The organism is Sanguibacter biliveldensis, assembly GCF_033798665.1.
GTDB classification, from domain to species: domain Bacteria; phylum Actinomycetota; class Actinomycetes; order Actinomycetales; family Cellulomonadaceae; genus Sanguibacter; species Sanguibacter inulinus.
Window position 1 is genome coordinate 16,441 of the sequence record NZ_CP138359.1, and the last position, 26,030, is coordinate 42,470.

Sequence of the window (26,030 nt, forward strand, 5' to 3'; positions counted from 1 at the left end):
GACGCATGAGCACTCCGAGCACGCCGCCCGGGGCGGCCGACCAGACCGTCCCCACCTGTCCCCGCCACCCTGACCGCGTCAGCTACGTGCGCTGCCAGCGGTGCGGACGGCCCGCGTGCCCGGAGTGCTCTGTCCAGGCCTCAGTCGGCGTCCAGTGCGTCGACTGCGTCCGCGAGGCGCAGCGCACCGCCCCCGTGCACCGCACGGCGCTCGGAGCCCCGCTGCGCACAGGACGCCCCGTCGTCACCTACACGATCATCGCGCTCTGCCTGATCAGCTACGTGCTGCAGCTCAGCGTCGACGGCTGGACGGGCCGTCTGGCCTTCTCGCCGTTCACCGGCGAGCTCGAGCCGTGGCGCTTCGTCACCGCAGCGTTCCTGCACTCGACCCAGATCTTCCACGTGGCGCTCAACATGTACGCGCTGTGGATCGTCGGCCCCTACCTCGAGAACCTGCTCGGTCGGGCCCGCTTCATCTCTCTCTACCTGCTCTCGGCGATCGGCGGCCACGTCGCGGTCGTGCTCCTCGCGGACCCCCTGTCTGCGTCGTGGTTCACCGGGACCGTGGGCGCGTCGGGCGCCGTCTTCGGGCTCTTCGGGGCGATCTTCGTCGTCATGCGACGGATGGGCCAAGAAGCCCGCGGCATGCTGGTCATCATCGGGCTCAACCTCGTGGTCGGCTTCGTCGTCCCGAACATCTCGTGGCAGGGGCACCTGGGCGGGCTCGTCACCGGCGCGGTCCTGGGTGCGGCCTACGCCTTCGCTCCGCGCGAGCGGCGGACCCTCGTGGGGATCGTGGCGACCGTCGCGGTCGCCGTCCTGCTCGTCGGAGCAGTCCTGCTGCGTTATTCACAGGTGTAGACCTCGCTGTCCACAGCTGTGGGGACAGAGCGCCGGAACTCGCAGGATCGTGCGGGAACTACACACCTGTAAGTTATCCACACCTGTGGACAGGCCTGTGCATGATGGTTCCTCGGGAGACGGCGTCTGCCTGGTCGCGCGCTCCGCCACGGCTTGGGCGGCGACCGACCGAGGATTGCTGTCGACGCACGAGAGCATGCAGAAGGCCCCCGCCCCGCCACCGCGTCGTCGACACGGCAGCAAGACGAGGGCCCTGCGCGCTCAGACCGGCCGAGCCAGCCGGCGAGCTACTTCCAGCGCGTCGACAGCCCGAAGCCACCGAGCAGGATCGCGAAGCCGACGAGGATGTTCCAGCGCCCGATCGGCGGGATCGGCAGCTGTGCGCCACCCGACGTCAGGTAGAAGATGACGACCCAGAGGATCCCGACGACGAACATGGTGACCATGGTCGGGACGAGCCACGCCGGGTTGCCCACGCGCTCCTGCTTGACCTTGGGTGTGGAGGCCTGCTCAGACGATGTCTTCGCGGCCTTCTTGCGGCGCTTCGATTCAGGCACTGGAGCCGGCTCCTGTCGATGGGTCGACGACGTATTCTCGACTAGCGTAGTGGCACACAGCCCCCGCACCGCCCACAGTGGACAGCAAGGACCATGGCACCTCAGTCGCACGGCACCCGGACGCCGCTCAGAGCCACGCTCTCGGCGACCTTCGTGCTGATCCTGGCCGGTCTGCTGTTCACCGCGAACGCGCGGCTCTCCGGCGGGGAGGAGAACCGGCAGCCCGAGAACTTCGCCGAGCTGGTCCGCCAGGAGGTCGACCGCGGCGACGACCTCCTCACCGAGGTCGAAGGCCTGCGGTCTGCCGTCGACACGCTCTCAGAAGGCCTCGCGACCGAGGTCCCGGCGCTCGACCCTGCCCTCGACGTGAGCTCCGGAATCGAGGCCGGCATGACGGCCGTCACCGGAGCGGGACTGCGTGTGCAGCTCGAGGACGCGCCGACCAACCGCCCGCAGCCGCCCGAGATCGTGCCTGACGACCTCGTCGTCCACCAGCAGGACCTCGAAGGTGTCATCAACGCCCTCTGGGCGGGTGGCGCTGAGGCGATGACTCTCCAGGGCGAGCGTGTGACAGCCCTGACGGCCTTCAGGTGCGTCGGCAACGTGCTGTCGCTCCACGGCCGTGTCTACTCGCCTCCGTACGTGGTCGAGGCCGTGGGGGACCCGCAGAAGCTCCAGGCGGCGCTCGACGCCTCTGAGCCCCTCAGCATCTACAGGGAATACGTCGCGGCAGTCGGTCTGGGGTACTCGGTCGAGACCCGAGACACGATCGACGCCCCCGCCTACACCGGGGTCCTGACCCTCGAGCACGCCTCCGTCCCGGCCGGGACGGACGTCTACAGGTGACTGTGCTCGGCAGCCGGTCTGGCCCGACGCCGCTGCGGTCCACGACGTAGGCTCGTCCTCTGCGCGCAGCACCGACGGTCGCGCGCCGCGCACCCCCACCACGGCATCACCAGCGGGAGAACCGACATGACCCGAATCCTCGTCGTCGACAACTACGACTCCTTCGTCTACACGATCGTCGGCTACCTGCAGCAGCTCGGGGCCGAGACCGTGGTCGTGCGCAACGACGCCGTGCCTCCCCTCGACGAGCGTGGCTCCTTCGACGGCGTGCTGGTCTCCCCGGGTCCGGGCACCCCGGCGGACGCCGGGCAGAGCCTCCAGGTGATCCGCGACTGCGCGAGCACCGGTACCCCGATGCTCGGTGTCTGCCTCGGCCACCAGGCCCTCGGTGAGGCCTTCGGAGCGACGGTCACCCATGCGCCCGAGCTCATGCACGGCAAGACGAGCGTCGTCGAGCACCGTGACGGGGGAGTGCTGGCGGGCCTGCCGCACCCCTTCACCGCGACGCGCTACCACTCCCTCGCCGTCGTCACCGGCACTGTGCCTGACGAGCTCGAGGTCACCGCGGAGGTCGACGGCGCGCACGGCACGATCATCATGGGGCTCGCGCACCGCGAGCTGCCGCTGCACGGCGTGCAGTTCCACCCTGAGTCGGTGCTCACCGAGGGTGGCCACAGGCTGCTCGCCAACTGGCTCGAGATCTGCGGGTCGACGGACGCCGTCGAGCGCGCTGAGGGGCTCGCGCCGCTCCTGCACCGCTGATCCTCGGAGCCGGGCGACCAGTCCACCCGGTATCTTCCCCGGACGACGAAGGCCGAACCTCTCGTGGTGCTCCCGGACGACGAAGGCCGCCCCCCGCAGCGGGGAGCGGCCTTCGTCGTGCCAGCAGTGCGGGGACGGTCGTCAGGCGTTGCCCTTGCCCGGCTTCCCGTCGTTGTTGCCGTTGTTGCTAGCGTTGGCGCCTGCGGACGGGTCGTCCGACGGGTCGTCGCTCGGGTCGGCCGAGGGCTCAGGCTCGAAGGTCAGCACGACCACAGACCCGGGCTCGACCTCGGTCCCGCCGGCAGGGTTGCTCGAGACCACGCGACCGGTCGGGCTGGGGAGCGTCCCTGGAGCCAGCTGCACGCCGAGTCCAGCATCGCCGAGCGCCTTCTGGGCGTCTGCGAAGGTCATGCCGACGAGGTTGGCAGGCACCGTGGCGACCGGGATCGCCTCGGCGATCGCGACGTCGATGCGCGCTCCCTGGTTCACAGACCCGGGGTTGGGCGACTGCGACACGACCCGGCCTGCCTCGACGTCGTTGGTCGGTGTGTTGGTGAAGCTGCCCGTCAGACCGAGGTCGCTCAGCGCCTGGACTGCCTCAGCCTGGGTCATCCCGGTGAGGTCCGGCAGGTCGACCTGGCCGGAGGCCACGTAGAGCCTGACCTCGTCGCCCTTCTTGGCCCCGGTCCCGGCTGCGGGCTCGGTGCGGGTGACGGAGTCACGGGCGATCTTCGGGCTCGACTCGGACGTGATGCCGACAGCGACGACGAGGCCCTCGGCCTCGATGGCCTCGGTCGCCTGCGCCTGGGTGAAGCCCGTGACGTCGGGGACAGTGGCGTCCTCAGGGCCTGTCGAGGTCCAGACCTGGACCGCCGTGGTGACGGGCACCGAGTCACCGACCGCCGGGTCGCTGCGGATGAACAGCCCCGGTGCGACGTCGTTGTTCACCTCTTCGAAGAACTCGGGCGGTTCGGTGAACCCCGCGTCTGTGAGTGCTGCGGTGATCTGCTCACGGGACATGTCGGTGAGGACTGGCACGTTGGCCTGGTCGACCGGGGGAGTCGAATCGCGGTCGAGGAGCAGCATGGCCGCGATGGCTGCGACAGCCAGCACGGCGATGACGACGAGGGTCCAGAGCAGCGCGCGGTGCTTGGGCTTCTCCTCGTCCTCCTCTGTCGCGAGCTCGGCGAGCGGGTCGGCCGTCGTAACGGGGGCGAAGGCTGGCGCGACCTTGGTCGCGTCGTCGGTCACCGAGCTGAAGATCTCGGTCGCGCCCTCGGCCGGTCCTGTCGCGGCGGATGCTGCGACGACGGCGCCGAGAGACCCTGCGGCCAGCGCGCCGCCGCGGATGGCGGCCTCGAGGTCAGAGCGGAACTCGGCTGCGCTGCCGTAGCGGGCTGTGCGCTCCTTGGCCAGGGCCTTGAGCGTCACGCGGTCGAGGGTCTCAGGGACGTCGGAGGCGATGCTGCTCGGGCTGACCGGAGCCTCACGGACGTGCTGGTACGCGACAGACACGGGGGAGTCGCCGGTGAAGGGCGGGCGCCCTGTCAGGAGCTCGAAGAGCAGGCAGCCCGTCGAGTAGAGGTCGCTGCGCGCGTCGACGCTCTCACCGCGAGCCTGCTCGGGGGAGAGGTACTGCGCGGTCCCGATGACGGCCTGCGTCTGCGTCATGGTCGCAGCGGAGTCGGCGAGGGCTCGGGCGATGCCGAAGTCCATCACCTTGATCGCGCCCGTGGGCGTGAGCATGACGTTCGCGGGCTTGATGTCGCGGTGCACGATCCCGGCGTGGTGGGAGTACTCGAGGGCCGAGAGGACGCCCGAGGTGATCTCGACGGCCTCCTCGATCGGCACGGCGTTGCCGTCCTGGAGGATGTCACGGACCGTGTGGCCCTCGACGTACTCCATGACGATGAAGGGCACGTGCGAGACGGCGCCGCTCGGCTCGGTGAAGGTGTCTTCACCGGTGTCGTAGACGGCGACGATCGCCGGGTGGTTCAGCGCGGCAGCCGACTGCGCCTCGCGGCGGAACCTCGCCTGGAAGGACGGGTCGCGCGCGAGGTCGGAGCGCAGGATCTTGATCGCCACGGTCCGCCCGAGACGGTTGTCGTGACCGATGTGGACCTCGGCCATACCACCGCGGCCGATGAGCTCACCGACCTCGTAACGGCCCGCAAGGGTGCGGGGTGCCTCGTCAACCACTACGTGTCCTTAGGTGTCGTTGGGGATGCTGCGCCGTGGCTCTGCGAGCCCTGCGCTTCGACGATCATGGCATCCGGGCCGGTCCAGCCGGTCGATTCTACCGAGATCGTTCTTGAGAGGTGACCAGGACCTGGTGCCTCGCCTGAGGCTGAGGAGTCGAACAACGCCTTGGCCAGCGTCGCCGTGAGGACGACGACGAGGACGAGGACGAGCGCGAGCGTCGGCCAGCCGACCGACCTGATGGTGGCCAGGAGACCTGCGATCCCTGTCCGCCGTGCCCCGCCGCGGCGGGAGGACGGCGCTGAGCGACCTGTCCCGGTCCGTGCCGTCGAGCCGCGAGCAGGAGCGCTCCGGGTCGCGGAGCTGCGCGTGGTGGCTCGAGGGGATCGCACCGTGGACGACCCCGGTGCGCGCGGGGTACCCGCGACAGGCGTCGTGCGCGACCGCGCGGTCGTCCCCGGCGGGGGCACGCGCCGCCGGACAGAACCTGTCGGCTCCGAGGCAGACGTCACCGAGGTGCCGGCAGGTCTGCCGTCGGAAGAGCCCGGTCGGTCCGATGGGCTCGGACGGCTCGCGGGCTTCACGGCGTCCCAGGTGGGTGCGACAGGCTCCCACTGCTGGGCCTGCTGGGCCTGCTGGGCCTGCTGGGCCTGCTGGGCCTGCTGGGCGTCGTGCCGCGGCGCAGGCGGCGGAGGGACGTCGCGCACGCGGGACGTCTCGGAGCGGGCCGGAGCCGCCGGAGCGGTGGTGCTGACCGGTGCTGGAGGTGGTGTCGGCTCGGCGTGGCGCGACGGGGGAGCTGCGGCAGGTGAGGCTGAGGGCGCGCTCGTGCTGGGCTCGGCCTGGGACGGGGCAGGCGGGACCGGCGGCACCGCTGGCGCGGAGCGCGTCTCGGTCCGTGCCTCGTCCTGGACGTCCGGTCGGTCGGTCGGCGGCAGCATCCGGCGTCCGACAGGAGCCTGCTCAGCACGCTCGTGCTGAGTGCCTGGCGATACCGGCGCGGCCGGGGCCTCTGGCTCGCGGACGTCCGGCAGCGGCACCGCGGCAGCGGAGGGGGTGCTCTCGGCTGCGGCCGGAGCGGTCGCCGGCACCCCAGCCGTCGGAGGAGCCTCACGATGGACCACGGGTGCGGCAGGCTCACGGCGACGCCGACCGTTGCCCCAGGGGTCGGCGGCGATCTCGTCGGCGAGCAGGTCGAAGGTGCGCGCCAGGATCGCCCCGCTGCGCGGCCTGTCGAGCGGGTCCTTGGCGAGCATGCGCATGACGAGGTCTGCGAGCCCCGAGTGCACAGTCGACGGCAGCGGGGGCACCGCCTCGTTGACCTGCGCGACAGCGATGTCCACGGGGGTGGCTCCCGTGAAGGGCCGGTTCCCGACGATCGACTCGTAGGCTACGATCCCGAGGGCGTAGATGTCGGACGCACCCGTCGCGGCCTTGCCGATCGCCTGCTCGGGTGACAGGTACTGAGCCGTGCCCATGACCATGCCGGCGGCCGTCATGGGGATCTGGTTCGACGCGAGGGAGACCCCGAAGTCGGTGATCTTCACCTCGCCCGAGCGTTCCAGCAAGATGTTGCCGGGCTTCACGTCGCGGTGGACCACGCCGGCGACGTGGGCAGCATGCAGCGCCCGCGCCGTCTGCGACAAGATCGACAGCAGCCGGAGGACGGGCAGCACGGGCTCGCGCTCGAGGAGGTCGGACATGGGCTCGCCGTGGACGAGCTCCATGACGAGGTACCCCGAGCCCTGCTGCTCGCCGTAGTCGTACAGCTGGGCGATGTTGGAGTGCGACAGGGCCGCGCTGTTGCGGGCCTCGGTCCGCAGGCGGTCGAGGAAGTCGGAGTTGCCCGCGAACTCTTCGCGCAGCACCTTGACCGCGACGTCGCGTGCGAGCGACTCGTCGTGGGCGACCCACACCTCGCCCATGCCGCCGACGGCGATCTGCCGGACGAGGCGGTACCTGCCGCCGAGCGCCATCTGCGCCTCGGGCTTCATCGGTTGATCACCGCTTCCATGACTGCTCGGGCGATGGGAGCCGCGACACGGCCACCGGTCGCCTCGTTGCCGGCGTCTCCGCCGTTCTCGACGATCACCGCGACGGCCACCTGCGGGTTGTCGGCCGGCGCGAAGGAGGTGAACCACGCGTGGGGCGCAGCGTCGGCCGTGGTCTCGGCCGTCCCGGACTTGCCGGCGACCTGCACACCCGAGATCTGCGCGGAGGTCCCGGTGCCGTCCTGGACGACACCGATCATCATGTCGCGCAGGGTGTCGGCGGTCTCGCGGGAGATCGGAGTGCCGATCTCCTCGGGGTCGGTCTCGACCGCGACCGTGAGGTCGGGCGTCCGCACACGGTCGATCATGTACGGCTGCATGAGGGTGCCGCCGTTGGCGATCGCGGCAGAGATCATCGCGACCTGCATCGGGGTCACCTTCACGTCGTACTGACCGATCGCGGACAGCGCCGTCTTCGCGGAGTCGATGGTCGCCCCGTCGACCTCGAGAGGGAACTGGCTGCTCGTCACCTGGAGCGGGATCGACATCCGCGAGTCGAAGCCGAAGGCCTTGGCCTGCTCGTCGAGGGCCTCGGGGCCGAGGTCGATGCCGAGCTGCGCAAAGGCTGTGTTGCACGAGGTGCGCAGCGCGTCGGCGAGGGTCGTGGTGCCCGTGGGGGAGCAGGACTCGCCGCCGAAGTTGTTGAGGACGCTGCTCGACTGCGGCAGCTGGAGCTGGTCGGGCGCAGGGATCTGCTGGTCCGGGGTGACGGCTCCGCCCTCGAGGGCAGCCGCGGCCGTGACCAGCTTGAAGGTCGAGCCGGGCGGGTAGGTGCGGCCGGCGATCGCCCGGTTGTCGAGGGGGCGCGCGCTGTCGTCGGCGAGGGACTGGAAGGCGGCGCTCGCGTCGGCGGACGAGTGCGAGGCGACGAGGTTGGGGTCGAAGGCGGGCTTCGAGACCATCGCGAGGACGGCACCGGTCTTCGGGTCGAGCGCCACGACGGCGCCGCGCTGGTCACCGAGGGCGTCCCACGCGGCCTGCTGCACCACGGGGTCGATGGTGAGCTCGACCGACGAGCCCTGCGGCGTCCCGCCGGAGATCAGGTTGCGGAACCTGTCCCACCACAGCGAGTCGGAGGTGCCGACGAGATACTCGTTGGCGGCCCGCTCCATGCCCGTCGACTGGAACCTGAACGAGTAGTAGCCCGTGACGGCCGAGTACAGCTCTGGCTCGGCGTACACGCGCTGGTACATGAAGGCGTCGTCGACGGGGACCGACTCGGCGATCGTCTGGCCGCCGGCGATGATCGGTCCGCGCTGGATGCTCAGGTCTCGGTAGAGCGAGCGGGAGTTGCGGCCGTCGGCGTTGAGCGTCGGCGCCTGTGCGACCTGGATCCACGTCGAGGCGACCATGAGCACGAGGAACAGGGCGAGGGCGACGACGGCGACGCGCCGGATGGGGACGTTCATCGGGGAGGCTCCGGCACGATCTGGGTCTGGTCGTCGTCCCCGGGGCGGACGATCTGGGTGTCGTCGTCACGGGAGACGGCGGCGGCCTGCGAGGTCGTCGAGCCGTGCGAGCCCGAGGTGTCCCGCGAGGCCGCAGCACGTGCGGGCTCGGGGGTCGGCTTCGGCTCGGCTCGGGGCGCACCGCGCAGGGGCAGCGGCGTCGGACGCCGCGAGTTGTCGCTGATCCGCACGAGCAGGGCCACGATCAGCCAGTTCGCGAGGAGCGACGACCCGCCGTAGGCCAAGAAGGGCATGGTCAGGCCCGTGAGCGGGATGACGCGGGTGATCCCGCCGATGACGACGAAGCACTGCCACGCGACGACGAAGGCGAGACCGCTCGCGAGCAGCTTGCCGAAGCCGTCACGGGTGCCGATCGCGATGCGCATGCCGCGCTGCACGAGCAGCGTGTACATCGCGAGGATGGCGAGCACGCCGGTCAGGCCCAGCTCCTCACCGAGGGCCGCGAAGATGAAGTCGGACGAGGCGTAGGGCACGATGTCAGGCCGCCCTGCGCCCCACCCGGTCCCCATGAGACCGCCGTTGGCCATGCCGAAGAGTCCCTGGACGATCTGGTACGACCCGCCGAAGTCCCGGTCGTAGATGTCCGCGTCGAAGGCGTTGAGCCACGCGTCGAAGCGTCCTGCGACGTGAGGGAGCGAGGAGGCCGCAGCGGCTGCACCGACGCCGACCAGCACCAGACCGATGAGGACCCAGCTGACCCGTTCGGTCGCGATGTAGATCATCGCGACGAAGAGGCCGAAGAAGAGCAACGAGGTGCCGAGGTCCTTCTCGAAGACGAGCACGAGGATCGACACGAGCCACACGACGATGATCGGACCGAGGTCGCGCGAGCGCGGCAGCTGGAGGCCGAAGACCTTCTTGCCCGCGAGCGTCAGCGTGTCCCGGTTGGACACCAGGTACCCCGCGAAGAACACGGCGAAGGCGATCTTGGCGAACTCTGCAGGCTGGAGCGTGAAGGGGCCCAGGCCCACCCACACGCGTGAGCCGTTGATCTGCTTGCCGATCCCCGGGAGCAGCGGCAGCAGGATGAGGACCAGGCCGACGACCATCGCCGTGTAGGTGTTGCGGCGCAGCGTGCGGTGGTCCTTGAGGACGAAGAGCAGCGCGACAGCACCGCCGACACCCACGGCGGTCCAGCCGAGCTGGCGCGTCGCGAGCTCGCTCGTGGCTCCCTTGAGCTGCTGCCCGAGGTCCAGCCTGTGGATCATCGCGAGGCCGAGACCGTTGAGCGCGACGGCGATCGGCACGAGGGTCGGGTCTGCGTAGGGGGCACGCCAGCGGACGACGAGGTGCAGGGCGAGGCTCAGGCCCGTCATGCCGAGCATGAGCATGTAGAAGTTCGCCGGGAGGGTCCCCTCCATGACGAGGCTGACGATCGCGTAGGCACTGATGCCGATCGCGAGGGCGAGGACGAGCAGGCCGAACTCGCTGGCTCGACCGCTGCGGACCCGACCAGGTTCGACCGTGGCCATCAGGAGGTGCCACCCGCGGTCGTCGGACCGTCCGGCGCGGCATCGGCGGCAGCTGTCGTGGCGCCGTCCGTGGGAGCCGGGGTCTCGCCGGCAGCCGGTTCGTCGGTCGCTGCTCCCTCGGGAGCGAGGTCCGCGACGCGCTGCCGGGCGTCGTCGAGCGACTTCGCTCGGATCGTGCGCTCGAGCTGGTTGATCTCGAACCTGTCGAGGTCGGAGGCGACCACGTCGGAGGTCTCGTAGACCTCCGAGAGCTCGAGCGGCCCGACCGACTGGGAGATGCCCTGGAAGATGGTGACCTTGCCGTCGGCGAGACCGACGTAGTACTGGGTCTGGGTCCAGCGGTAGCCGAAGAACGCACCGGTGCCGACGATCGCGAGCAGCACGACGAGGGAGACGAGGGTCCAGGCCCACCGGCCGCGGCCGGTCTCTTCCTCGAGCTCGGTCGACGAGATGCCGGTCCCGCGCTTGGCCTCGGCCTTCGCGGCCTTGGCATCGGCGCGCTCCTGGGCTCGTGCGGCCTTCTTCTCGGAGCGGCTGAGCGATCCGGTGCTGGGTGCCGCCGTCGCGACCTCGATGGTCTCGTCCGGCTCGGAGGCGACAGCGTCAGGTGCAGCCGGCGACTGCTGGGACGACTCGGCGAGGGCGCCGACGGTCGCGCGCGCCTCGGCGAGCAGTGCTGCCGCCCGGGCAGCAGGACCGTCGACGGCTGTCGTCGGAGCGTCGCGGGTGATCGCGACAGATCCGACCACCTGCACGCCGGAGTCGGGCGCTGCGCCGTCCGGGAGGTCGTCGAGGTCGAGCACGTCGGCGACGATGCACGTGATGTTGTCCGACCCGCCGGCACGCAGGGCGAGCTGGACGAGCCGCTCGGCACAGGCCGTCACGTCGGTGTTCTCGACCATGGTGCGCTCGATCGTCTCGAGGCTGACCATGCCGCTCAACCCGTCGGAGCACAGCAGCCAGCGGTCGCCGGGGTGCGCCTCGCGGACGGAGAGGTCGGGGCTGAGGTCGAGGTCGAAGTCGCCGAGGACCCGCATGACGACAGAGCGCTGCGGGTGGTGCTCGGCCTCCTCGGCGGTGATCTTGCCGGTGTCGACGAGGTGCTGGACGAAGGTGTGGTCCTTGGTCACCTGGCTCAGCTGGCCGCCGCGGAGCAGATAGCCCCGGGAGTCGCCCATGTGGGCCATCGCCAGCTTGTTGCCCGAGCGCAGCAGGGCTGTCACCGTCGTCCCCATGCCGGAGAGCTCGGAGTCTTCGCGGGCCCTGCGGACGAGCTCGAGCCGTGCGGTCTCGATGGCCTCGCCGAGGCGCTCGAGGATCTCTGAGGAGCCGAAGGCCTCACCGTCGAGGGGAGCCAGGGAGGCGACTGCGAGAGACGACGCGATGTCGCCGCCCGCGTGCCCACCCATGCCGTCGGCCACGAGCAGCAGGTGCGGGCCGGCGTAGGCGGAGTCCTGGTTGTTGGACCTGACGAGTCCGACGTCGGACAGCGCGGCGTAGCGCAAGGCGATGGTCATGGCCTACCTCTGCAGCTCGACGACGCTCTGACCGATGCGCACCTGGGTCCCGGGCGACAGCGGGATCGGGGCCGACACCCGCTGGTTGCCGATGAAGGTGCCGTTCGTGGAGCCCAGGTCCTCGAGGACCCACTGGTCGCCGGACGGGAAGATCCGGGCGTGGCGGGAGGAGGAGTAGTCGTCGTCGAGCACGAGGGTGCAGCTCGGCGCGCGCCCGATGAGGATCGCAGAGCTGGTGAGGGGGAGCGTGGTGCCGCGCAGCGGTCCCTCGCTCACGACGAGCCGGGTGGGCCGGTTCTTGCTCGGGGCGGGAGCCGACGGCGCCGGGGCGGAGACCGTGCCGACGCCTGTGTCGTGGGAGCCCTTGCGGGTGGTGATGCGGGTGCCGTAGAGGTCGTGGCGCAGGACGCGCACGACGGAGTAGACGAACAGCCACAGCAAGACCAGGTAACCCAGCCGCAGCAGGGTGATCGTCAGCTCGTTCATCCGGGGCAGGTCACCATTCACCGTCGGCAGAGTCGTCGGCGACCCCGGTCCAGAACATGATGCGCGTCCGGCCGATGGTCAGCGAGTTCCCGTCGAGCAGCGTCGCGGCGGGGACCTGGTGGCCCTCGACGTACAGACCGTTGGTCGAGCCCATGTCTGTCGCGACCACGCCGTCGGGTGTCACGCGGATCTCGAGGTGCCGGCGTGAGACGCCCGGGTCGTCGACGACGATGTCGGCCTCGGCGCCTCGGCCGATCACCGTGACCGGGCCCGTCAGCAGGTAGCGCTGGCCGTCGATGTCGACGAGCGGGTGGCGCGAGCTCGGGGTCGCTCCGGCGCTCGCGGGGGCGACGGCTCCGCGGACTGTCGACGACCTGACCTCGAAGCGACCGGTCTCGAGCCCCTCGACCTCTTCGAAGGTCACGGTCACGGCGCCGACGAAGGCGTAGTGCTGCGTCCCGGCGTACTGGGTGACGTTCGCTGCGAGCTCGTCGGCGAGAGGCTCGGCGCCCCAGCTCTCGATCTGCGCGAAGTCGTCGACCGACAGCTGGATGGTGAACTCGTTGGGCACCACCGTGCGGTCGCGGTCCACGGCTGCGGCGCGGTCGTCCACCTCGCGGCGGAGCGCGCTCGCCAGCTCGACGGGCTTCAGCTCGCTTCGGAAGACGCGGGCGAACGTGTTGTTCACAGCGCGCTCGACGCTCTTCTCGAACCTGTCGAGAACTCCCATGTCACCTCCTCCGATCGTGCTGCGCGGACCGTCGGCGGACGGCACGCAGGCCCGTGTGCTGGACCTATGATGGCTGAGGAGCGACCGGTTACCGGTCGCGACTCGCACTGCTACGTCGTCCCATCGTATAGACAGTTGGGTCGACGGTGCGTGGATGCACAGGGTTCAGCGTAGACGTGATAAGTTCTCTGAGTCTCGCGTGAGTGGCGGAATGGCAGACGCGCTGGCTTCAGGTGCCAGTGTCCGTAAGGACGTGGGGGTTCAAGTCCCCCCTCACGCACGTAGGTCCGTCTCGACGGACAGCAGAAGGCCCCGACCGGGTTCCGGTCGGGGCCTTCTGCGTCGTCAGGCCGTGCTCTCCCGCAGGTTGCTGCGGTTCTCGGGCTCGGCACACGGCCGGGTGGCGCCCTGCGCCTGATCCGCCGGGCCGTCGCCGACGGGGCCATGGCACTCGTCCGCCACCCGATCGTGCGCAGGTGGCCCGTCAGGGCAGCCACCCGCACGCGCGATCTTCACCCGCGGCACCCCGGGGAGGGGCTGTGCAGGCGGTGTGCGGGACGGCCTTCGCGCGCCGACCGGATCCGCACAGGGTCTCCCCTCGACAGGTCCCGGGCGGCGCGCGAGCGCGGCGTCAGTGCGCTGTCAGTGTGCCGTGTAGAAGACCGGCTCTGGCAGACCTGCCTCGGCCCGGACCTGGCGGGAGTAGCCCTCGATCGAGCGCAGGGCGTCGACCACGTCGGCCGCGGTGACGGGGAAGGGCATGTTGTGGATCGTCTCGCCCTCGACTACGGAGAGCTCGGCCACACGCTGCAGGTCCTCGACGTCGGTGGTCTTGAGGCCGATCTCGGTCAGGGTGTTCGGCAGACCCACCTTCGTGGTGAAGACGATGAAGTCTCGGATCTCCTCGGTCGGTGCGCCCTCGAGCACGAGCTGGGCGAGCGAGCCGATGTTGACCTTCTGGCCGTGGGTCAGCCCGTGCGTCTGCGGGGCGGCGGTCAGGCCGTTGTGGATCGCGTGGGCTGCGGCGAGACCACCGGACTCGAAGCCGAGACCCGAGAGCAGGGTGTTGGCCTCGACGAGCTTCTCGACGGCCGGTGTCACGAGGTCGTCCTGGACTGCCGCGATGGCCGGCAGGGCGTTCTCCCAGATGAGGTCCCACGAGAGCCTGGCCAGCGCGAGAGCCGTCTCGGTCTGGAGGCCGCCCGCCATCGTGGTCGCGTGCGCTCGCTGGGTGGCCCGTGCCTCGAGCCAGGTGGCGAGGGCGTCACCGACACCCGCGACGAGGAACTTCACCGGGGCGTTCGCGACGAGCTGGGTGTCGACCAGCACGAGGTCCGGGTTGTGCGGGAAGAACCTGTACTCCTCGAACTCGCCCTCCTCCGTGTAGATCACCGAGAGCGCAGAGGCCGGGGCGTCGGTCGACGCGACCGTCGGTGCTGATACCCAGCGGATCCCCGCGAGGTGGCCTGCGGCCTTCACGGCGTCGATGGTGCTGCCACCACCGATGCCGATCGCCACGTCGGCGCCGGCGTCCTGGATCGCCGTGACGAGACGGTCGACCTCACCCTTGGTGGCGTAGCGGCCGAAGGACTCGCGGACCACCGTCAGCCCCGCAGCCTCGAAGGATGTCCTCACCTGCTCTTCCACGATGCCCCAGACGACGTCGTCCGCGACGACGATCGGGGTCGTGCCGATCGGCGCCGTGAACTCGCCGAGCCGGGCGATCGCGCCCTTCGCCTGGACGTAGCGTCCGGGGCTGATGACTGTGCGGACGGGAATGGCAGAGGCGGACATGGCATCTCCTTCGTGGCGGGATGTGCTGGTCCCTTCGACCCTAGGCCCGGGTGTCGGGGACTGCCCAGCCTCGCGCTGGAGAGTGCCGTATCTCTCAGCAGGTGACGAAGGTGTAGCCCGGGTCGCCGGGCAGGCTCAGCGGGCGGTCGCGCCCCACGACGGGGATCGAGTCGTCGCCATGGCCGTGGTCGGCGCACGAGGTCTCGAGCAGCTCCTCGAAGTCGGGGGCGTCGTCGTAGACGATCTCGATCACCTGGCGGCCGTAGACCGCCGTGTAGTCGCCGCACTCGTCGTACACGGCGCAGTCTTCGGCGACGGCCAGGTCGAAGCCGGCAGCCTTGCCCCGGTCGCCCAGCTCGACGGTGTTCTTCTGGGCGATCGCCATGCCTGCGGCGTGCGCCCGCTCTACCAGCAGCGACGCGAGAGCGAGGTTGTCTGCCTCGGTGAGGAGTCCGTGCGAGCGGGTGTACGAGTCGAGGTTGTCGGGCTCGACGGCGTCGAAGCCCTTCTCTGCGCAGGTGTCCACCTGCTCCCCGAGGATCTCTGCGATCGCCTCGCGCTTCTCGGCCGTCGACGTGTCGAGCAGCAGCTCGTCCGGCCAGTCCGGGTCTTCGAGAGGGGCGCCGTCGACGTGCAGCACGAGGTCGGGGTGGTCGGAGAGCCAGGCCTCGGAGTCGCCAGGCTGGGTCTGGAACCCGTTGACGTAGCAGAGGTCGTAGCCGAGGCCGGCTGGCTCCGCGGTGACGTCACGGACGACCACGGTGACGCCCTGGGGCGGGTCGTACGCCCCGCCGAGCTGGTAGTCGACCTGCGCGCCTGCAGGAAGCAGGCTGACCTCGGGACGGGCGGTGCTGCCGGTCGCCCCGGAGCTGCCGGCATCGTCGGGCACCGGTCCGACGGTGGCTGAGGTCGCGGGGACCTGGTCGTCGGTGTCGTCAGGTGCGGGGTCCGTGGCGCAGCCTGCGAGCACGACGGTCAGGGCTGCGCAGAGGAGCATCCGCCCGTGGTGTGTCCGCCGGTCGGCTCGTCGGGGCGGGTGAGGTGCGGGTGCGACAGACATGGGCACCAGTATGCGGGTGGTGCGACGGGCGGACCGGTCGTGGTCTCGTCCCGCCTCCCCGTGGCTGGACCGGCCACCCCACGACCGGTCCGGGCCTGGCGGTGGTCGACAGGTGACAGGGCGGGGCGTGGGACGCCGGGCCCGCCCTCCGGTGAGAGACGACGACGGCCGGCCCCGGGGTCGGGGACCGGCCGTCGTCGTGATCCGGGCGCCGGCTGGGCCGCCCGCGACCGGAGGGTCAGGCTGCGGGGACCGTGTACCCGGCGTCCTCGCAGGCCGTGGTGAGCTCTGCGGTGCCTGTCGTGATCGCCTCGGCGTCGACGGTCACGTCGGGCGTGCCCGAGCCGGCGGCCGAGACAACGGCGCCGAGCGGGGAGCGCAGGCCCTCGATGGCCGACGCGAGGTCGGTCGGGGACTTCGCGATCGCCCCGACGAGCTCCTGACGCAGGTCGGAGACCTGGGTCAGCACGGTCTCGTCGACCGCGACACCCGCGAGGGCGGTGAGCTGGCTGACGATGCTGTCGTCACCACCGTCGAACAGCGTGCCGCAGACCGCGACAGGGTCCTTCGAGACAGCCTCGGCGGTCGCCGCGGCCGGGGCCGAGGTCGTCTCCGTCGAGCTGGAGTCGTCGGTGCCCGAACAGGCAGAAAGCAGAACCAATGAACACATAACCAGAGCAATCCTCTTCATACAGTCATCGTATCTGCGGCTGGCCAGTGAATATCCGGGTGGCCGGACGGCCTGTGGAGACGAATGGGCTGAGAAGGGGGCAGAAGGGCCTGGGGGAGGTGACCCTGGAGCTCTCGGCCGCTCAGCTCTGGTGTGTGTGCTCGGTCACCTCGGGAGCAGCGCACCAGCGAGCAGGCGCAGCGTCTCCTCGCGGGTCTCGACCCGGCGCGGGTCGCTGCCCACGTAGGCGGAGGAGACGGGCGAGATCATGATCTCGTCGGTCCTGACCATCTCGGCGAGCTCGCGGACCTTCGCGGCTGCGACCTCTGGGGTGCCGATCGCCCACGAGCCGCGGATCGCCTGGGCGATACCGGCGTGCTCTGGGGCGATGCCCTCGCGCTCGGCGTCCTCGACCAGCTCTTGCGGCTCGAGGCCCTGGCCTGTGCGCAGCCGGATCATCGACCGGATGTAGGGGAGCGCCCGGCGCTCGGCCTCCTCGGCGGTCTCCGCGACGACGGCGTTGATGATGCCGAAGGTCTTGGGCTCCGCGAGGTGCTCCGAGGGACGGAAGGCGGCGCGGTAGGTCTGCATCGCCTCGCGGGTGCCCTGCCCGGCGAAGTGGTGGGCGAACACGTACGGCAGTCCGAGGGCCGCGGCGAGCTGCGCCGAGTACATGGACGAGCCGAGCAGCCACGTCTCGGGTGCCGAGGTCGCGTGCGGGGTCGCCCTCAGCGGATAGCTGCGGCCGCGCAGGTCGAGGACCATGCCACCGGGGGACATGAGCTCGATGGTGTCGCGGACGTCGTCCGGGAAGGTGTCGACCGAGCTGCTGCCCTGGGCCGCGCCCGACCGCAGCATGTGGCTGGTCACGGGGTCGGAGCCGGGGGCGCGGCCGATGCCGAGGTCGATGCGCCCCGGGAACGCTGCCTCGAGGACGGCGAACTGCTCGGCGACCGCGAGCGGCGCGTGGTTGGGGAGCATGACACCGCCCGACCCGACGCGGATCTGCTGCGTCGCTGAGGCCAGGAGCGCGAGCAGGACGGGCGGGGTGGTCGAGGCCACCGCGGGCATGTTGTGGTGCTCGGCGATCCAGTAGCGCCGGAACCCGAGCTCGTCGGCCGTCTGCGCCAGACGGGTGCTGGCGGCGATCGCGTCAGCAGAGGTCTGGTCTGTCCTGACGGGGATGAGGTCGAGGACGGAGAGTGCGGTGACAGGGGTGACAGGGGTGCTGTCGACGGGCGCGGGGTCCACCGGCGTGCCGGTGGTGGGGTCGGTGCTCACTCAGGCTGCAACCGGGGTGCGCGTCGCGCTATTCCTCTCGGAGACGAGGTGCGAGGCGGGGTCGACCACGTCGGTCCCGGCGAAGAGCGAGTCCATGAGCAGGTCGTGGTCGGCGACTGACGAGGCCGGGGCCTCCCAGCCCGTCGCGAGGACCTCTTCGGGGCTGCTGTCGACCGAGAGGGCCGTGGTCGTCTCCGCGGGTGCGCTGCCGGTGAGCTCCGAGGCGTCGTCGGGGACGACGACCGCGGCGGCTGTGCGGCGGGCGTTCCACAGCGCACGGACGGCGTAGACGCCGATCGCGACCCAGATGACGTTGACGACCGCAGAAGGCCACGCGCTGTGCACCGACGCGCTCACCGAGAGGAGTCCGGCACCCACGATGTTGAGCCCCTGGAACAGCAGGGAGTCGGGGGAGATCCGCTGCATCGTGACCAGACCGTAGGCGACGACGGCGCTGATGGCACCGGTCCACCCGGCGAGGGTGATGAGGATCTGGGCGGCAGCGGACATGACGATCTCCTGGAGGACGTGCGAGGGGGGATGCGGTCTGCCGAGCCACCGGCTGCGGACCACGAGGTGATGCCCCCAATCATGAGGCTCCAGATGCTGTAGCACAATCGAATCATTCTCCAAACCCCATGTAGCATCGCTACATGGCTCTGGACGCGCGAAGACTTGGTGTACTCCTGGCGGTCCACAGGGCTGGAGGAGTGGTGGCAGCCGCCGACCTGCTGCACCTGACTCCCTCGGCGATCTCTCAGCAGATCGCCAAGCTCGAGGCAGAAGAAGGCGTCGAGGTGCTGCACCGCGGCCCCCGCGGCGTGACGCTGACGGCCGTCGGGCTCATGCTCGCCGAGGCTGCCGAGCGCATCGAGTCCGAGCTCGTCGAGGCGCGCAAGCAGATCGCGACCATCGGGCCGGACGTCAGCGGACGGGTGACCATCGGCGCGTTCCAGACCGTGACCCGCAGCGTCGTGGCTCCCATGCTCGTCGAGCTGGCCGAGACCGCCCCGGGCCTCGAGATCGACGTCCACGAGGTCGAGACCGACGACGCGAACCGTGGTCTGCGCAGCGGTGAGTACGACATCGCGATCGTCGAGCACGACTCCTCGGCCGAGAGGCCCGTCCCGCGCGGCTTCCGCGAGGTGCCGCTGCTCGACGAGCCGTGGCGGATCGCCGTGCCCACCTCCATGGCGACCCCGACGAGCCTGCAGGACCTCACCGACGCCGTGTGGATCGGGTCGGAGAAGACGACGGCCGCAGCCCGGGCGCTCTCTCGTGTGGTGGACCTGGCGAAGCCGACCCGGTCGACGCTGCACAGCACGTACAGCTACGAGGTCGCGATCGCCCTCGTCGCGGCCGGGCAGGGCGTGGCGCTGCTGCCGGCTCTCGCCCTCGAGCACGCCGACGTCGCGGGGGTCGACGTGGTGCCGATCGCCGGGCTCGGCATGCGGCACATCGCCGCCCGCCACCGCGCGAACCGGCACGAGCCGACCCCGGCGGTGACGGCGGTCATCGACGCGCTGCTCGCGCAGGTGGTGACGCTCGACCTGGGGTACATCGGCTGAGCGCCGGGGGTGGCGGCGAGCTGGTGGCGGTCGCCGCTCGACGCACCCCGGCCACAGCCTGTGTGCTCGTGACGATCACGCTCGTCGTGATCGTCGCCGGTGGTCCTCGGAGCGTTCGCCTACGAGGAGTGGACGGAGACCCAGCCCGGGGGTCGTGGCTACATCCCGTGACCCGTCGTGTGGCCAGCGGCTGCGCCGGACAGCACGTCCGCCTCGGCGGCCTCGTCCTCGGTGACCCAGGTCCCCTGGTGGAACCTGATGCGGGCCGATCCAGTCGACACGTCCCAGATCGACACGTGGCGGCTGCACCTGTCGACCTCGTCCAGGTGGTAGGTCACGAGCACGAGGGGCCAGGGCATCTCGTGGAAGGCCCAGTCGGAGAAGGTACGGTCTCCGACCTCGACGTCTCGTGCTGTAGATCCGGCGACAGCCTCACGGCTGACGGCGTCTCCGTCGCAGGTGATCGCCGAGAAGTCCTCGTGGAGCAACCACTCGAGGCGCTGTCGGTCCTTGCCCGCTGCTGACGTCCACAGTGCGGTCTCGGCAGAGATGACCCGCTGGCGCTCCTGCGGGTCAGACGTGGCACGCTCGTTCATCGGTGATCCCCCTGCTTCTTGACAGATCGTCAGTATGCCAACGCGTCCCGCGCTGTGCGCGGCGGCGTCGAGCCGGGCAGGGGTGAAAACTGTCGGCCGGGCATGGAAGAGCCCGTGGGCTGGTGGATCGCTCCACCTGCCGCGAAGGACGAGATCGCGGCGCCCACGGGCTCCGGTGACTGCCTGGTATTCGCTGCCGCCCACCGCGTGGCGGTGCGGGGCCGGCGAGTACTGACAACCGGTTCGTCCGTCAGCTGCCAGCGCGACCTTGCGCGCTGGTCCTCGACCAGCAGGGCTGGTCGATGCTGGTGGCGACTAGCGGACAGCCACCTCACGAGTCCGAGTGAACTTCATGTCTGGGACCACCTCCTTCCGATGTACCGACGACGCTACGCCTGGGGTGGGCGAGAGCTCAAGGGGTTTTTCTCGTCTGTGGACGACGGGTTCGTCGGCGGCCCCGGGCACCGGGGAGGGGCCGCGTCCTGGGCCGCAGACGTGACAGGCTGGTGCCCCGACCTCACCCCCCTCCGGAGGACGCACAGTGACCGAGAACCACCACCCCGCAGACCACGATCCGGCCGCTGCTGACGGTCAGGTACGACCCCTGCGGATCATGACCGTCTGCACGGGCAACATCTGCCGGTCACCGATCGCCGAGGTAGTGCTCCGCGACAGGCTTGAGGCGGCTGGGCTCGGCGACGACGTGGTCGTCGACTCGACGGGAGTCAGCTCGGAGGAGCACGGCAACCCGATGGACCGCCGCGCCCGCGCTGTCCTCGCCGCGGCCGGGTACACCGACCGCGCCCTCGACACGCACCGCGCCCGCCAGGTCGACGTGGCTGACCTCGGAGCCCGAGACCTCGTGCTCCCGATGACCGCCCGGCACGCAGCCGCGCTGCGCAGGCTCGCCGAGCGCAGCGGCCAGCCCGACGTGGTCGGAGACATCGTCTTGTTCCGCACCTTCGACCCGGCGGCACCCTCGACCCGTGGGGTCGAGGACGAGCACCTGCTCGACGTCGAAGACCCCTGGTACGGAGGTCCCGAAGACTTCGACGTGTGCCTCGCGCAGGTCGAGGCCGCTGTCGACGGCATCGTCGGGTGGGCCCGGGTGCGGCTGGGGCGGGACTAGCCTCCACCGCACCCCACCACGAGGTGCGGTGGGGGCTGCCGACCGGGAGCCTGAGCCAGCCCTCCGCCGGGTCGCCGCGACAGCCTCGACCGGCAGCCTCGACCAGCAGCGAGGCCCCACCTCTGGAAGACTCGGGCCGCATGAGCGACACGACGTCGAGCAGGCCGTACTGGGCCAGCCGCTGGGAGAACAAGTTCGACGCCGCCCTCGCGAGCGTCCTGCGCCGCCGCGGGTGGGTGCCGCGCGTCGAGCCCTACACGGGGTACGGGCTCGCCCCGGGCGAGGACGCCACCGACGACGGCTGGGTCCGTGTGCTGGGGCGGGTCGTGCTCGCGCCGGCCCACAGGGCGACCGCCCGCGACAGGGCCGCAGCAGGACGTGGTGGACGCGCCGACGACCCGACTGCCGTGGCCGAGAGCTCGGCCCCCACACCGCGCAGGCTGGGCCGACCTCGCGCCGAGGGCCCCGAGCCGCTGCGCGCCGTGCGCGGGTGGCGCAGCTTCCTCACCGCCCAGCTCCCGGGTGCGCCCGTGGTGATCACTGTCGACGGGACCGAGCACAGGGTGGTCGCCGACCGCGGTGGCTATGTCGACGTCGTGGTCCCCTCGCGTACCGATGAGGGCTGGCACGAGGTGCAGGTCGCACCTGTCGGCGGGCCGTCCGTGACGGCGCCGGTCCGGGTGGTGGGTCGCCAGGTCCGCACGGGACTCGTGAGCGACGTCGACGACACCGTCATGGTGACGTCGCTGCCCCGACCACTCACGGCGATCTGGAACCTGCTCGTCCTGCACGAGGACGCGCGCCGCCCCGTGCGCGGGATGGCCGACCTCTACGCCGAGATCGACTCGCTCGAGGACCAGCTGCCTGTCGTCTACCTGTCTACCAACACGTGGAACGGGGCAGCCGCGCTGCGTCGCTTCTTCGCCTTCCACGGCTTCCCGGCCGGCCCGATGCTGCTGACGGACTGGGGCCCGACCAACACCGGCTGGTTCCGCAGCGGTCGCGAGCACAAGTTCCACAGCCTCGAGCGGCTCGCCCGCGAGCTCCCGCACGTGCGGTGGATCCTCGTGGGGGACGACGGCCAGCACGACCCGCTCATCTACAGCAGGTTCGCGCAGATGTATCCGGACCACGTGCGGGCTGTCGCGATCCGTCAGCTGAGCGCCGGTGAGCAGGTGCTCGCCCACGGTGCCCCCGGACCGACGGTCCAGGCACGTGCCGGGATGTCGGCCGGGGCCGGGGCGAGCGTCCCCGTGGTGAGCGCACCCGACGGGGCGCGCCTGCGCAGGGCTCTGCGCTCGGCCGGTGTGCTCCCGGACCCGCGTGGCCACGCAGGCGAGGCAGGCCCTGCGACCATGGAGCCATGAAGGTCTCACGTCGTGCCCAGGTCCCGCCCTTCGCCGTGATGGAGGTGCTCGCCGCCGCCAACGCACGACGTTCGGCGGGGGAGTCCGTCCTCAACCTCTGCGCGGGCGAGCCGTCGACCGGCGCGTCCGAGGTGGTGCGCCGCCGCGCGGTCGACCTCCTGCAGTCGGGCGACCTCGGCTACACCGAGGCCATGGGGGCACCACCCCTGCGGGCGGCGATCGCCGAGCACTACGGGCGCTGGTACGGCGTGGACGTCCCGACGTCGAGCGTGGCCGTGACCACGGGGTCGTCAGGCGGCTTCATGCTCGCCTTCCTCGCTGCCTTCGACGTCGGTGACAGGGTGGCTCTCGCCCGCCCCGGGTACCCGGCGTACAAGAACATCCTCACGGCGCTCGGCTGCGAGGTGGTCGAGCTCGACTGCGGTCCCGAGACCCGCTACCAGCCGACGCTCTCCCAGCTGCAGGAGGCCTACTACGGGGGAGGCCTGGACGGGCTCGTCCTCGCGAGCCCTGCCAACCCGACGGGCACCATGGTCTCGCCCGGTGATCTCGCGGCGATCGCCGGGTGGTGCGCGGACTACGACGTGCGGCTCGTGAGCGACGAGATCTACCACGGCATCACCTACGGTCCTGAGGGCGAGCAGACACCGACGGCGGCGTCGTACCTGGGCGACGGAGCCGTCGTCGTCTCGTCGTTCTCCAAGTACTGGGCGATGACAGGGTGGCGCCTCGGCTGGTTGCTGCTCCCTGACGACCTCGTGGCCCCGGTCGACGCGCTCGCGGGCAACGTCGCGCTCTGCCCTCCGGCGCTCGCGCAGCATGCGGGTGTCGCCGCCTTCAGCGACGAGGGCTACGCGGCGGCGCGCGCGAACGTCGAGCAGTACGCGCGGTCTCGCAGGGTCGTCCTGGACAGGCTCGACGACCTCGGGTGGGGACCCGTGGCCCCGGCCGACGGCGCGTTCTACGTCTACGCCGACATCTCGCGGTACGGGCTCGACTCCGTCACCTGGTGCGAGCGGCTGCTCGCCGAGACCGGCGTCGCGCTGACGCCGGGGACGGACTTCGACGGGATCGCGGGGAGGGACTGGGTGCGGTTGTCCTTCGCGGCGGACCCAGCCGTCGTCGCCGAGGCGGTCGAACGGGTCGTCGCCTGGCAGCGGACGCTCTGAGGACGCCTCGGGCATGAGCCGCCGGCGCCGACGGCTCGTCACCCGTATTCGTGCGTCCCCCGTGCGTGGGTCACCCCGAAGGTGCTCCAGAAGGAGCGGTTGACGAGCCAGCCCGGCGTCAGCCGACCGGGGTGACGACCGTCGACGTCTGGACGTCGTCCGGGACGGCGGGTTCCTGCGGCCCTGAGGTGCCCATCCAGAACCCGATCGCGATGCCGACGGCCCCGGCGATGAGCGCCGTGCGCATCGTCGTGCTCTTCGGGCGCATCGCTGAACCGGTCCCATAGGACGACATCGCGGGTCCGGCGGAGACCAGACCAGGCCCCTCGGGACGGCGGAACTCGGCCTCGACGGACCCGGGCTGCAACGGCATGTTCAGGTCGTGCTGTTGGTCGGTCATCGTCGCTCCTCGGTCGGTGGGGCGGCGGTGCTGAGCACCGTCGCTCGTCCGGCGGGATCGTGGGTCGGCGAGATCCGACCCTGCCCCCTGGAGCTCCATCATAGTGTGTCAGGTCACACTGCGGCCTGGTGTGGTCGTCCCCGAGGACTTCGACGCTCCGCTGCCCGCGGACGAGCTGGCGGCCTGGGACGAGTGAGCACGCACTTCCTGGGCACGCGGGATGTCCCGCTGCACGCTCAGGGACGCGTGAGGCTGACCAGAGATGGCTGTGGGGCTGTGTTCACTGCGGCGAGCACGTCGTTCGTGACTGGGTCGAAGAGGTCTGCGACGGGCAGACCGCTCGCGACGACTGCCTCGATCTCGGCATCGGACTGTGTTCCTGCGAGAGTCCACAGCGCCGCGTCTGTCTCAGGTGAGAGTGCTGTGAGCGCTGGGCCCGGTGCGGGTTCTGGTGATCGTGCCGCGTGGCCCGCGTTCGGCACGGCGATCAGCGCCAGCGCTCCGACGATGACGAGCGGTCTGACGTTCATGGTCTTCTCCTGAGCCTGAGGTGCGCGATCGACAGGAAAGATCGTATTGCACGTTATCAGCAGTGTCTGACGAGGTGTGGAGACATCACCCTTTTGCGCACAGATGCCTGTAGGGCTCTGACGTGCCGTCTGATGGGCGCCGTAGCGGCGGGCGATGTGTGCGCCGTCGAGCCCGGGCGAGCAGGGTTGCCTGTCGGCGGCGCGCGCCTCAGTGCGACGTCGCGACCATCTTCTGCTCGGGGTCGAGGGTCGTCAGGATGCGCCGGGCTATCTCGGCGAGCTGGCCGACCTGCTCGGGCTCGAGGGCATCGATGACGAGCTCTCGTGCGGTCCGCACGTGACCTGGGGCGGCCTGGACGACCTTGTCCCAGCCGGCGTCGGTGAGGGTCGCGTTCGTCGCACGGCCATCGCCCGGGCAGGGGGACCGCTCGACGTAGCCGGCCTTCTCGAGGCGTGACACCACGCGGGAGAGCCTGGGCAGCGTCGCGTTGGTCCGTGAGGCGAGAGCCGACATCTGGAGCACCCGTCCCGGTGACTCGGACAGCATGGCCATCGTGAAGTACTCGAAGTGGTTGAGGTCGTCGTCGCGGTTGAGCTGCGCGTCGAGAGCCCCGGGGAGCAGGGTGAGCACGGCCATGAGCCGCACCCAGGCTGTGTGCTCGTCGCTGTCGAGCCAGGTCACGTCGTCCATGAGACCCAGTCTACCGCTGATGGTTGACGCTACAACTAACCGGTGCTAGGTTGCTTGTACATACAACAAAGCGGGTCGCGAGGCCCCCGTACGAGGAGCAGCAATGACGAACGTGACGATCTTCGGTTCAGGGAACATGGGCAGTGCGATCGCAGGCGTCCTCGCCTCCGGCGGGGCCTCCGTCCAGCACGTCGGCCGCGGTGAGACCGCGACCCTCACGGGCGACGTCGTCGTCCTCGCCGTCCCGTACCCCTCGGTCGCGGACATCGTGGCGACCTACGCCGACCAGCTGACCGGCAAGATCGTCGTCGACATCACCAACCCGCTGAACTTCGAGACCTTCGACTCGCTCGTGGTCCCTGCCGGCAGCTCCGCGACGGCCGAGATCGCCCGTGCGCTCCCGCAGTCGCACGTGCTCAAGGCCTTCAACACGAACTTCGCGGCGACCCTCGCCTCGGGCACCGTCGGCACGAACCGTACGACGGTCCTCGTCGCGGGTGATGACGAGGCCTCGAAGCAGACCCTCGTCGCGGCCGTGACCGCCGGTGGGCTCGACGCCGTCGACGCCGGCTCGCTCGCCCGCGCGCACGAGCTCGAGGCGATCGGCTTCCTCCAGCTGACCCTCGCGGCCCGCGAGGCCGTCTCGTGGACCGCAGGCTTCACGCTCGTCCGCTGACCGCTGACCGCTGACCGCTGACGCCTGGTACGCGAGCGGCGACCGGAGCACCCACCGCCGCACTGCGGGCGGCACGATGTGGTCGCAGGGTGCGGCGAGCGCTGTCCGGTCACCGTGGCGGACCCGCCAGCGCGGCGGGCCGTGCACGGC

At 70.6% G+C, this 26,030-nt stretch carries 25 protein-coding genes and 1 tRNA gene; 9 read left to right on the forward strand and 17 right to left on the reverse strand.

Features of this window, described 5'->3' with window-relative positions; all coding sequences use genetic code 11:
* The first annotated feature begins 5 nt into the window (after positions 1 to 5).
* Positions 6 to 860 (forward strand): rhomboid family intramembrane serine protease, encoded by an 855-nt coding sequence (locus SANBI_RS00080; RefSeq protein ID WP_319157788.1) that lies wholly within the window; start codon positions 6 to 8, stop codon positions 858 to 860.
* A 287-nt stretch (positions 861 to 1,147) separates the two neighbouring features.
* On the opposite strand, the gene SANBI_RS00085 is transcribed toward SANBI_RS00080, so the two are convergent.
* The gene (locus SANBI_RS00085; RefSeq protein ID WP_056134640.1) at positions 1,148 to 1,417 is read right to left on the reverse strand and encodes a cell division protein CrgA; all 270 of its coding nucleotides are present in this window, start codon (positions 1,415 to 1,417) and stop codon (positions 1,148 to 1,150) included.
* A gap of 93 nt (positions 1,418 to 1,510) precedes the next feature.
* On the opposite strand from SANBI_RS00085, the gene SANBI_RS00090 reads away from it, so the two are divergent.
* A complete protein-coding gene (locus tag SANBI_RS00090; RefSeq protein ID WP_319157790.1) occupies positions 1,511 to 2,263 on the forward strand; it encodes a DUF881 domain-containing protein in 753 nt (250 codons plus the stop codon).
* A gap of 126 nt (positions 2,264 to 2,389) precedes the next feature.
* Complete coding sequence (locus SANBI_RS00095) at positions 2,390 to 3,025, forward strand: aminodeoxychorismate/anthranilate synthase component II (protein WP_056134646.1); 636 nt, start codon at positions 2,390 to 2,392, stop codon at positions 3,023 to 3,025.
* A 141-nt stretch (positions 3,026 to 3,166) separates the two neighbouring features.
* Here SANBI_RS00095 and pknB read toward each other — a convergent pair whose 3' ends face one another.
* Genes pknB through SANBI_RS00130 form a run of 7 tightly spaced genes read right to left on the reverse strand, consistent with a single transcriptional unit; the run spans position 3,167 to position 12,949 of the window.
* On the reverse strand, positions 3,167 to 5,224 hold the full coding sequence (gene pknB, locus SANBI_RS00100; RefSeq protein ID WP_319157793.1) for a Stk1 family PASTA domain-containing Ser/Thr kinase: 2,058 nt from the start codon (positions 5,222 to 5,224) through the stop codon (positions 3,167 to 3,169).
* On the reverse strand, positions 5,224 to 7,218 hold the full coding sequence (locus tag SANBI_RS00105) for a serine/threonine protein kinase (protein WP_319157795.1): 1,995 nt from the start codon (positions 7,216 to 7,218) through the stop codon (positions 5,224 to 5,226). Before SANBI_RS00105 ends, pknB begins: the two co-directional genes overlap by 1 nt.
* Positions 7,215 to 8,684: a peptidoglycan D,D-transpeptidase FtsI family protein gene (locus tag SANBI_RS00110; RefSeq protein ID WP_319157797.1), complete on the reverse strand. Its 1,470-nt coding sequence runs from the start codon at positions 8,682 to 8,684 to the stop codon at positions 7,215 to 7,217. Before SANBI_RS00110 ends, SANBI_RS00105 begins: the two co-directional genes overlap by 4 nt.
* The gene (locus tag SANBI_RS00115) at positions 8,681 to 10,216 is read right to left on the reverse strand and encodes an FtsW/RodA/SpoVE family cell cycle protein (RefSeq protein WP_319157799.1); all 1,536 of its coding nucleotides are present in this window, start codon (positions 10,214 to 10,216) and stop codon (positions 8,681 to 8,683) included. Before SANBI_RS00115 ends, SANBI_RS00110 begins: the two co-directional genes overlap by 4 nt.
* The gene (locus SANBI_RS00120; RefSeq protein ID WP_319157801.1) at positions 10,216 to 11,733 is read right to left on the reverse strand and encodes a Stp1/IreP family PP2C-type Ser/Thr phosphatase; all 1,518 of its coding nucleotides are present in this window, start codon (positions 11,731 to 11,733) and stop codon (positions 10,216 to 10,218) included. Before SANBI_RS00120 ends, SANBI_RS00115 begins: the two co-directional genes overlap by 1 nt.
* 3 nt (positions 11,734 to 11,736) lie before the next feature.
* Complete coding sequence (locus SANBI_RS00125) at positions 11,737 to 12,219, reverse strand: FHA domain-containing protein FhaB/FipA (RefSeq protein WP_319157803.1); 483 nt, start codon at positions 12,217 to 12,219, stop codon at positions 11,737 to 11,739.
* Positions 12,220 to 12,229: 10 nt separating this feature from the next.
* Entirely contained in the window at positions 12,230 to 12,949 is a 720-nt protein-coding gene (locus SANBI_RS00130; protein WP_056134666.1) for an FhaA domain-containing protein, read from the reverse strand.
* A gap of 197 nt (positions 12,950 to 13,146) precedes the next feature.
* Here SANBI_RS00130 and SANBI_RS00135 point away from each other — a divergent pair.
* Positions 13,147 to 13,229: transfer RNA gene (locus SANBI_RS00135), tRNA-Leu, on the forward strand.
* A 362-nt stretch (positions 13,230 to 13,591) separates the two neighbouring features.
* Here the strand turns inward: SANBI_RS00135 and SANBI_RS00140 are convergent.
* The 5 genes from SANBI_RS00140 to SANBI_RS00160 all read right to left on the reverse strand — a co-directional run bounded on the left by SANBI_RS00140 (position 13,592) and on the right by SANBI_RS00160 (position 18,264).
* On the reverse strand, positions 13,592 to 14,743 hold the full coding sequence (locus SANBI_RS00140; RefSeq protein WP_319157806.1) for a glycerol dehydrogenase: 1,152 nt from the start codon (positions 14,741 to 14,743) through the stop codon (positions 13,592 to 13,594).
* A gap of 94 nt (positions 14,744 to 14,837) precedes the next feature.
* Positions 14,838 to 15,803, reverse strand: a complete 966-nt coding sequence (locus tag SANBI_RS00145) for an endo alpha-1,4 polygalactosaminidase (RefSeq protein ID WP_319157808.1) — start codon at positions 15,801 to 15,803, stop codon at positions 14,838 to 14,840.
* A gap of 238 nt (positions 15,804 to 16,041) precedes the next feature.
* Positions 16,042 to 16,473 (reverse strand): hypothetical protein, encoded by a 432-nt coding sequence (locus SANBI_RS00150; RefSeq protein WP_319157810.1) that lies wholly within the window; start codon positions 16,471 to 16,473, stop codon positions 16,042 to 16,044.
* A gap of 165 nt (positions 16,474 to 16,638) precedes the next feature.
* Entirely contained in the window at positions 16,639 to 17,754 is a 1,116-nt protein-coding gene (locus tag SANBI_RS00155) for an LLM class flavin-dependent oxidoreductase (protein WP_319157812.1), read from the reverse strand.
* Positions 17,755 to 18,264: a CBU_0592 family membrane protein gene (locus tag SANBI_RS00160; protein WP_319157814.1), complete on the reverse strand. Its 510-nt coding sequence runs from the start codon at positions 18,262 to 18,264 to the stop codon at positions 17,755 to 17,757.
* Between the two features lie 143 nt (positions 18,265 to 18,407).
* Between SANBI_RS00160 and SANBI_RS00165 the strand changes: the two genes are divergently transcribed.
* The gene (locus SANBI_RS00165) at positions 18,408 to 19,322 is read left to right on the forward strand and encodes a LysR family transcriptional regulator (protein WP_319157816.1); all 915 of its coding nucleotides are present in this window, start codon (positions 18,408 to 18,410) and stop codon (positions 19,320 to 19,322) included.
* A 158-nt stretch (positions 19,323 to 19,480) separates the two neighbouring features.
* On the opposite strand, the gene SANBI_RS00170 is transcribed toward SANBI_RS00165, so the two are convergent.
* On the reverse strand, positions 19,481 to 19,918 hold the full coding sequence (locus SANBI_RS00170; RefSeq protein WP_319157818.1) for a DUF4440 domain-containing protein: 438 nt from the start codon (positions 19,916 to 19,918) through the stop codon (positions 19,481 to 19,483).
* Between the two features lie 613 nt (positions 19,919 to 20,531).
* Here SANBI_RS00170 and SANBI_RS00175 point away from each other — a divergent pair.
* The 3 genes from SANBI_RS00175 (at position 20,532) to SANBI_RS00185 (ending at position 23,583) form a co-directional block, all read left to right on the forward strand.
* A complete protein-coding gene (locus tag SANBI_RS00175) occupies positions 20,532 to 21,047 on the forward strand; it encodes a low molecular weight protein-tyrosine-phosphatase (protein WP_319161372.1) in 516 nt (171 codons plus the stop codon).
* A 140-nt stretch (positions 21,048 to 21,187) separates the two neighbouring features.
* Positions 21,188 to 22,414, forward strand: a complete 1,227-nt coding sequence (locus SANBI_RS00180) for an App1 family protein (protein WP_319157820.1) — start codon at positions 21,188 to 21,190, stop codon at positions 22,412 to 22,414.
* Complete coding sequence (locus SANBI_RS00185) at positions 22,411 to 23,583, forward strand: pyridoxal phosphate-dependent aminotransferase (protein WP_319157822.1); 1,173 nt, start codon at positions 22,411 to 22,413, stop codon at positions 23,581 to 23,583. Before SANBI_RS00180 ends, SANBI_RS00185 begins: the two co-directional genes overlap by 4 nt.
* Before the next feature lie 118 nt (positions 23,584 to 23,701).
* On the opposite strand, the gene SANBI_RS00190 is transcribed toward SANBI_RS00185, so the two are convergent.
* The 3 genes from SANBI_RS00190 to SANBI_RS00200 form a co-directional block, all read right to left on the reverse strand.
* The gene (locus SANBI_RS00190; protein WP_056134699.1) at positions 23,702 to 23,983 is read right to left on the reverse strand and encodes a hypothetical protein; all 282 of its coding nucleotides are present in this window, start codon (positions 23,981 to 23,983) and stop codon (positions 23,702 to 23,704) included.
* A gap of 236 nt (positions 23,984 to 24,219) precedes the next feature.
* On the reverse strand, positions 24,220 to 24,513 hold the full coding sequence (locus tag SANBI_RS00195) for a hypothetical protein (protein WP_319157824.1): 294 nt from the start codon (positions 24,511 to 24,513) through the stop codon (positions 24,220 to 24,222).
* A 208-nt stretch (positions 24,514 to 24,721) separates the two neighbouring features.
* Positions 24,722 to 25,204: a MarR family winged helix-turn-helix transcriptional regulator gene (locus SANBI_RS00200; protein ID WP_056134704.1), complete on the reverse strand. Its 483-nt coding sequence runs from the start codon at positions 25,202 to 25,204 to the stop codon at positions 24,722 to 24,724.
* A 103-nt stretch (positions 25,205 to 25,307) separates the two neighbouring features.
* Between SANBI_RS00200 and SANBI_RS00205 the strand changes: the two genes are divergently transcribed.
* The gene (locus SANBI_RS00205) at positions 25,308 to 25,880 is read left to right on the forward strand and encodes an NADPH-dependent F420 reductase (RefSeq protein WP_319157826.1); all 573 of its coding nucleotides are present in this window, start codon (positions 25,308 to 25,310) and stop codon (positions 25,878 to 25,880) included.
* Positions 25,881 to 26,030: the final 150 nt, after the last annotated feature.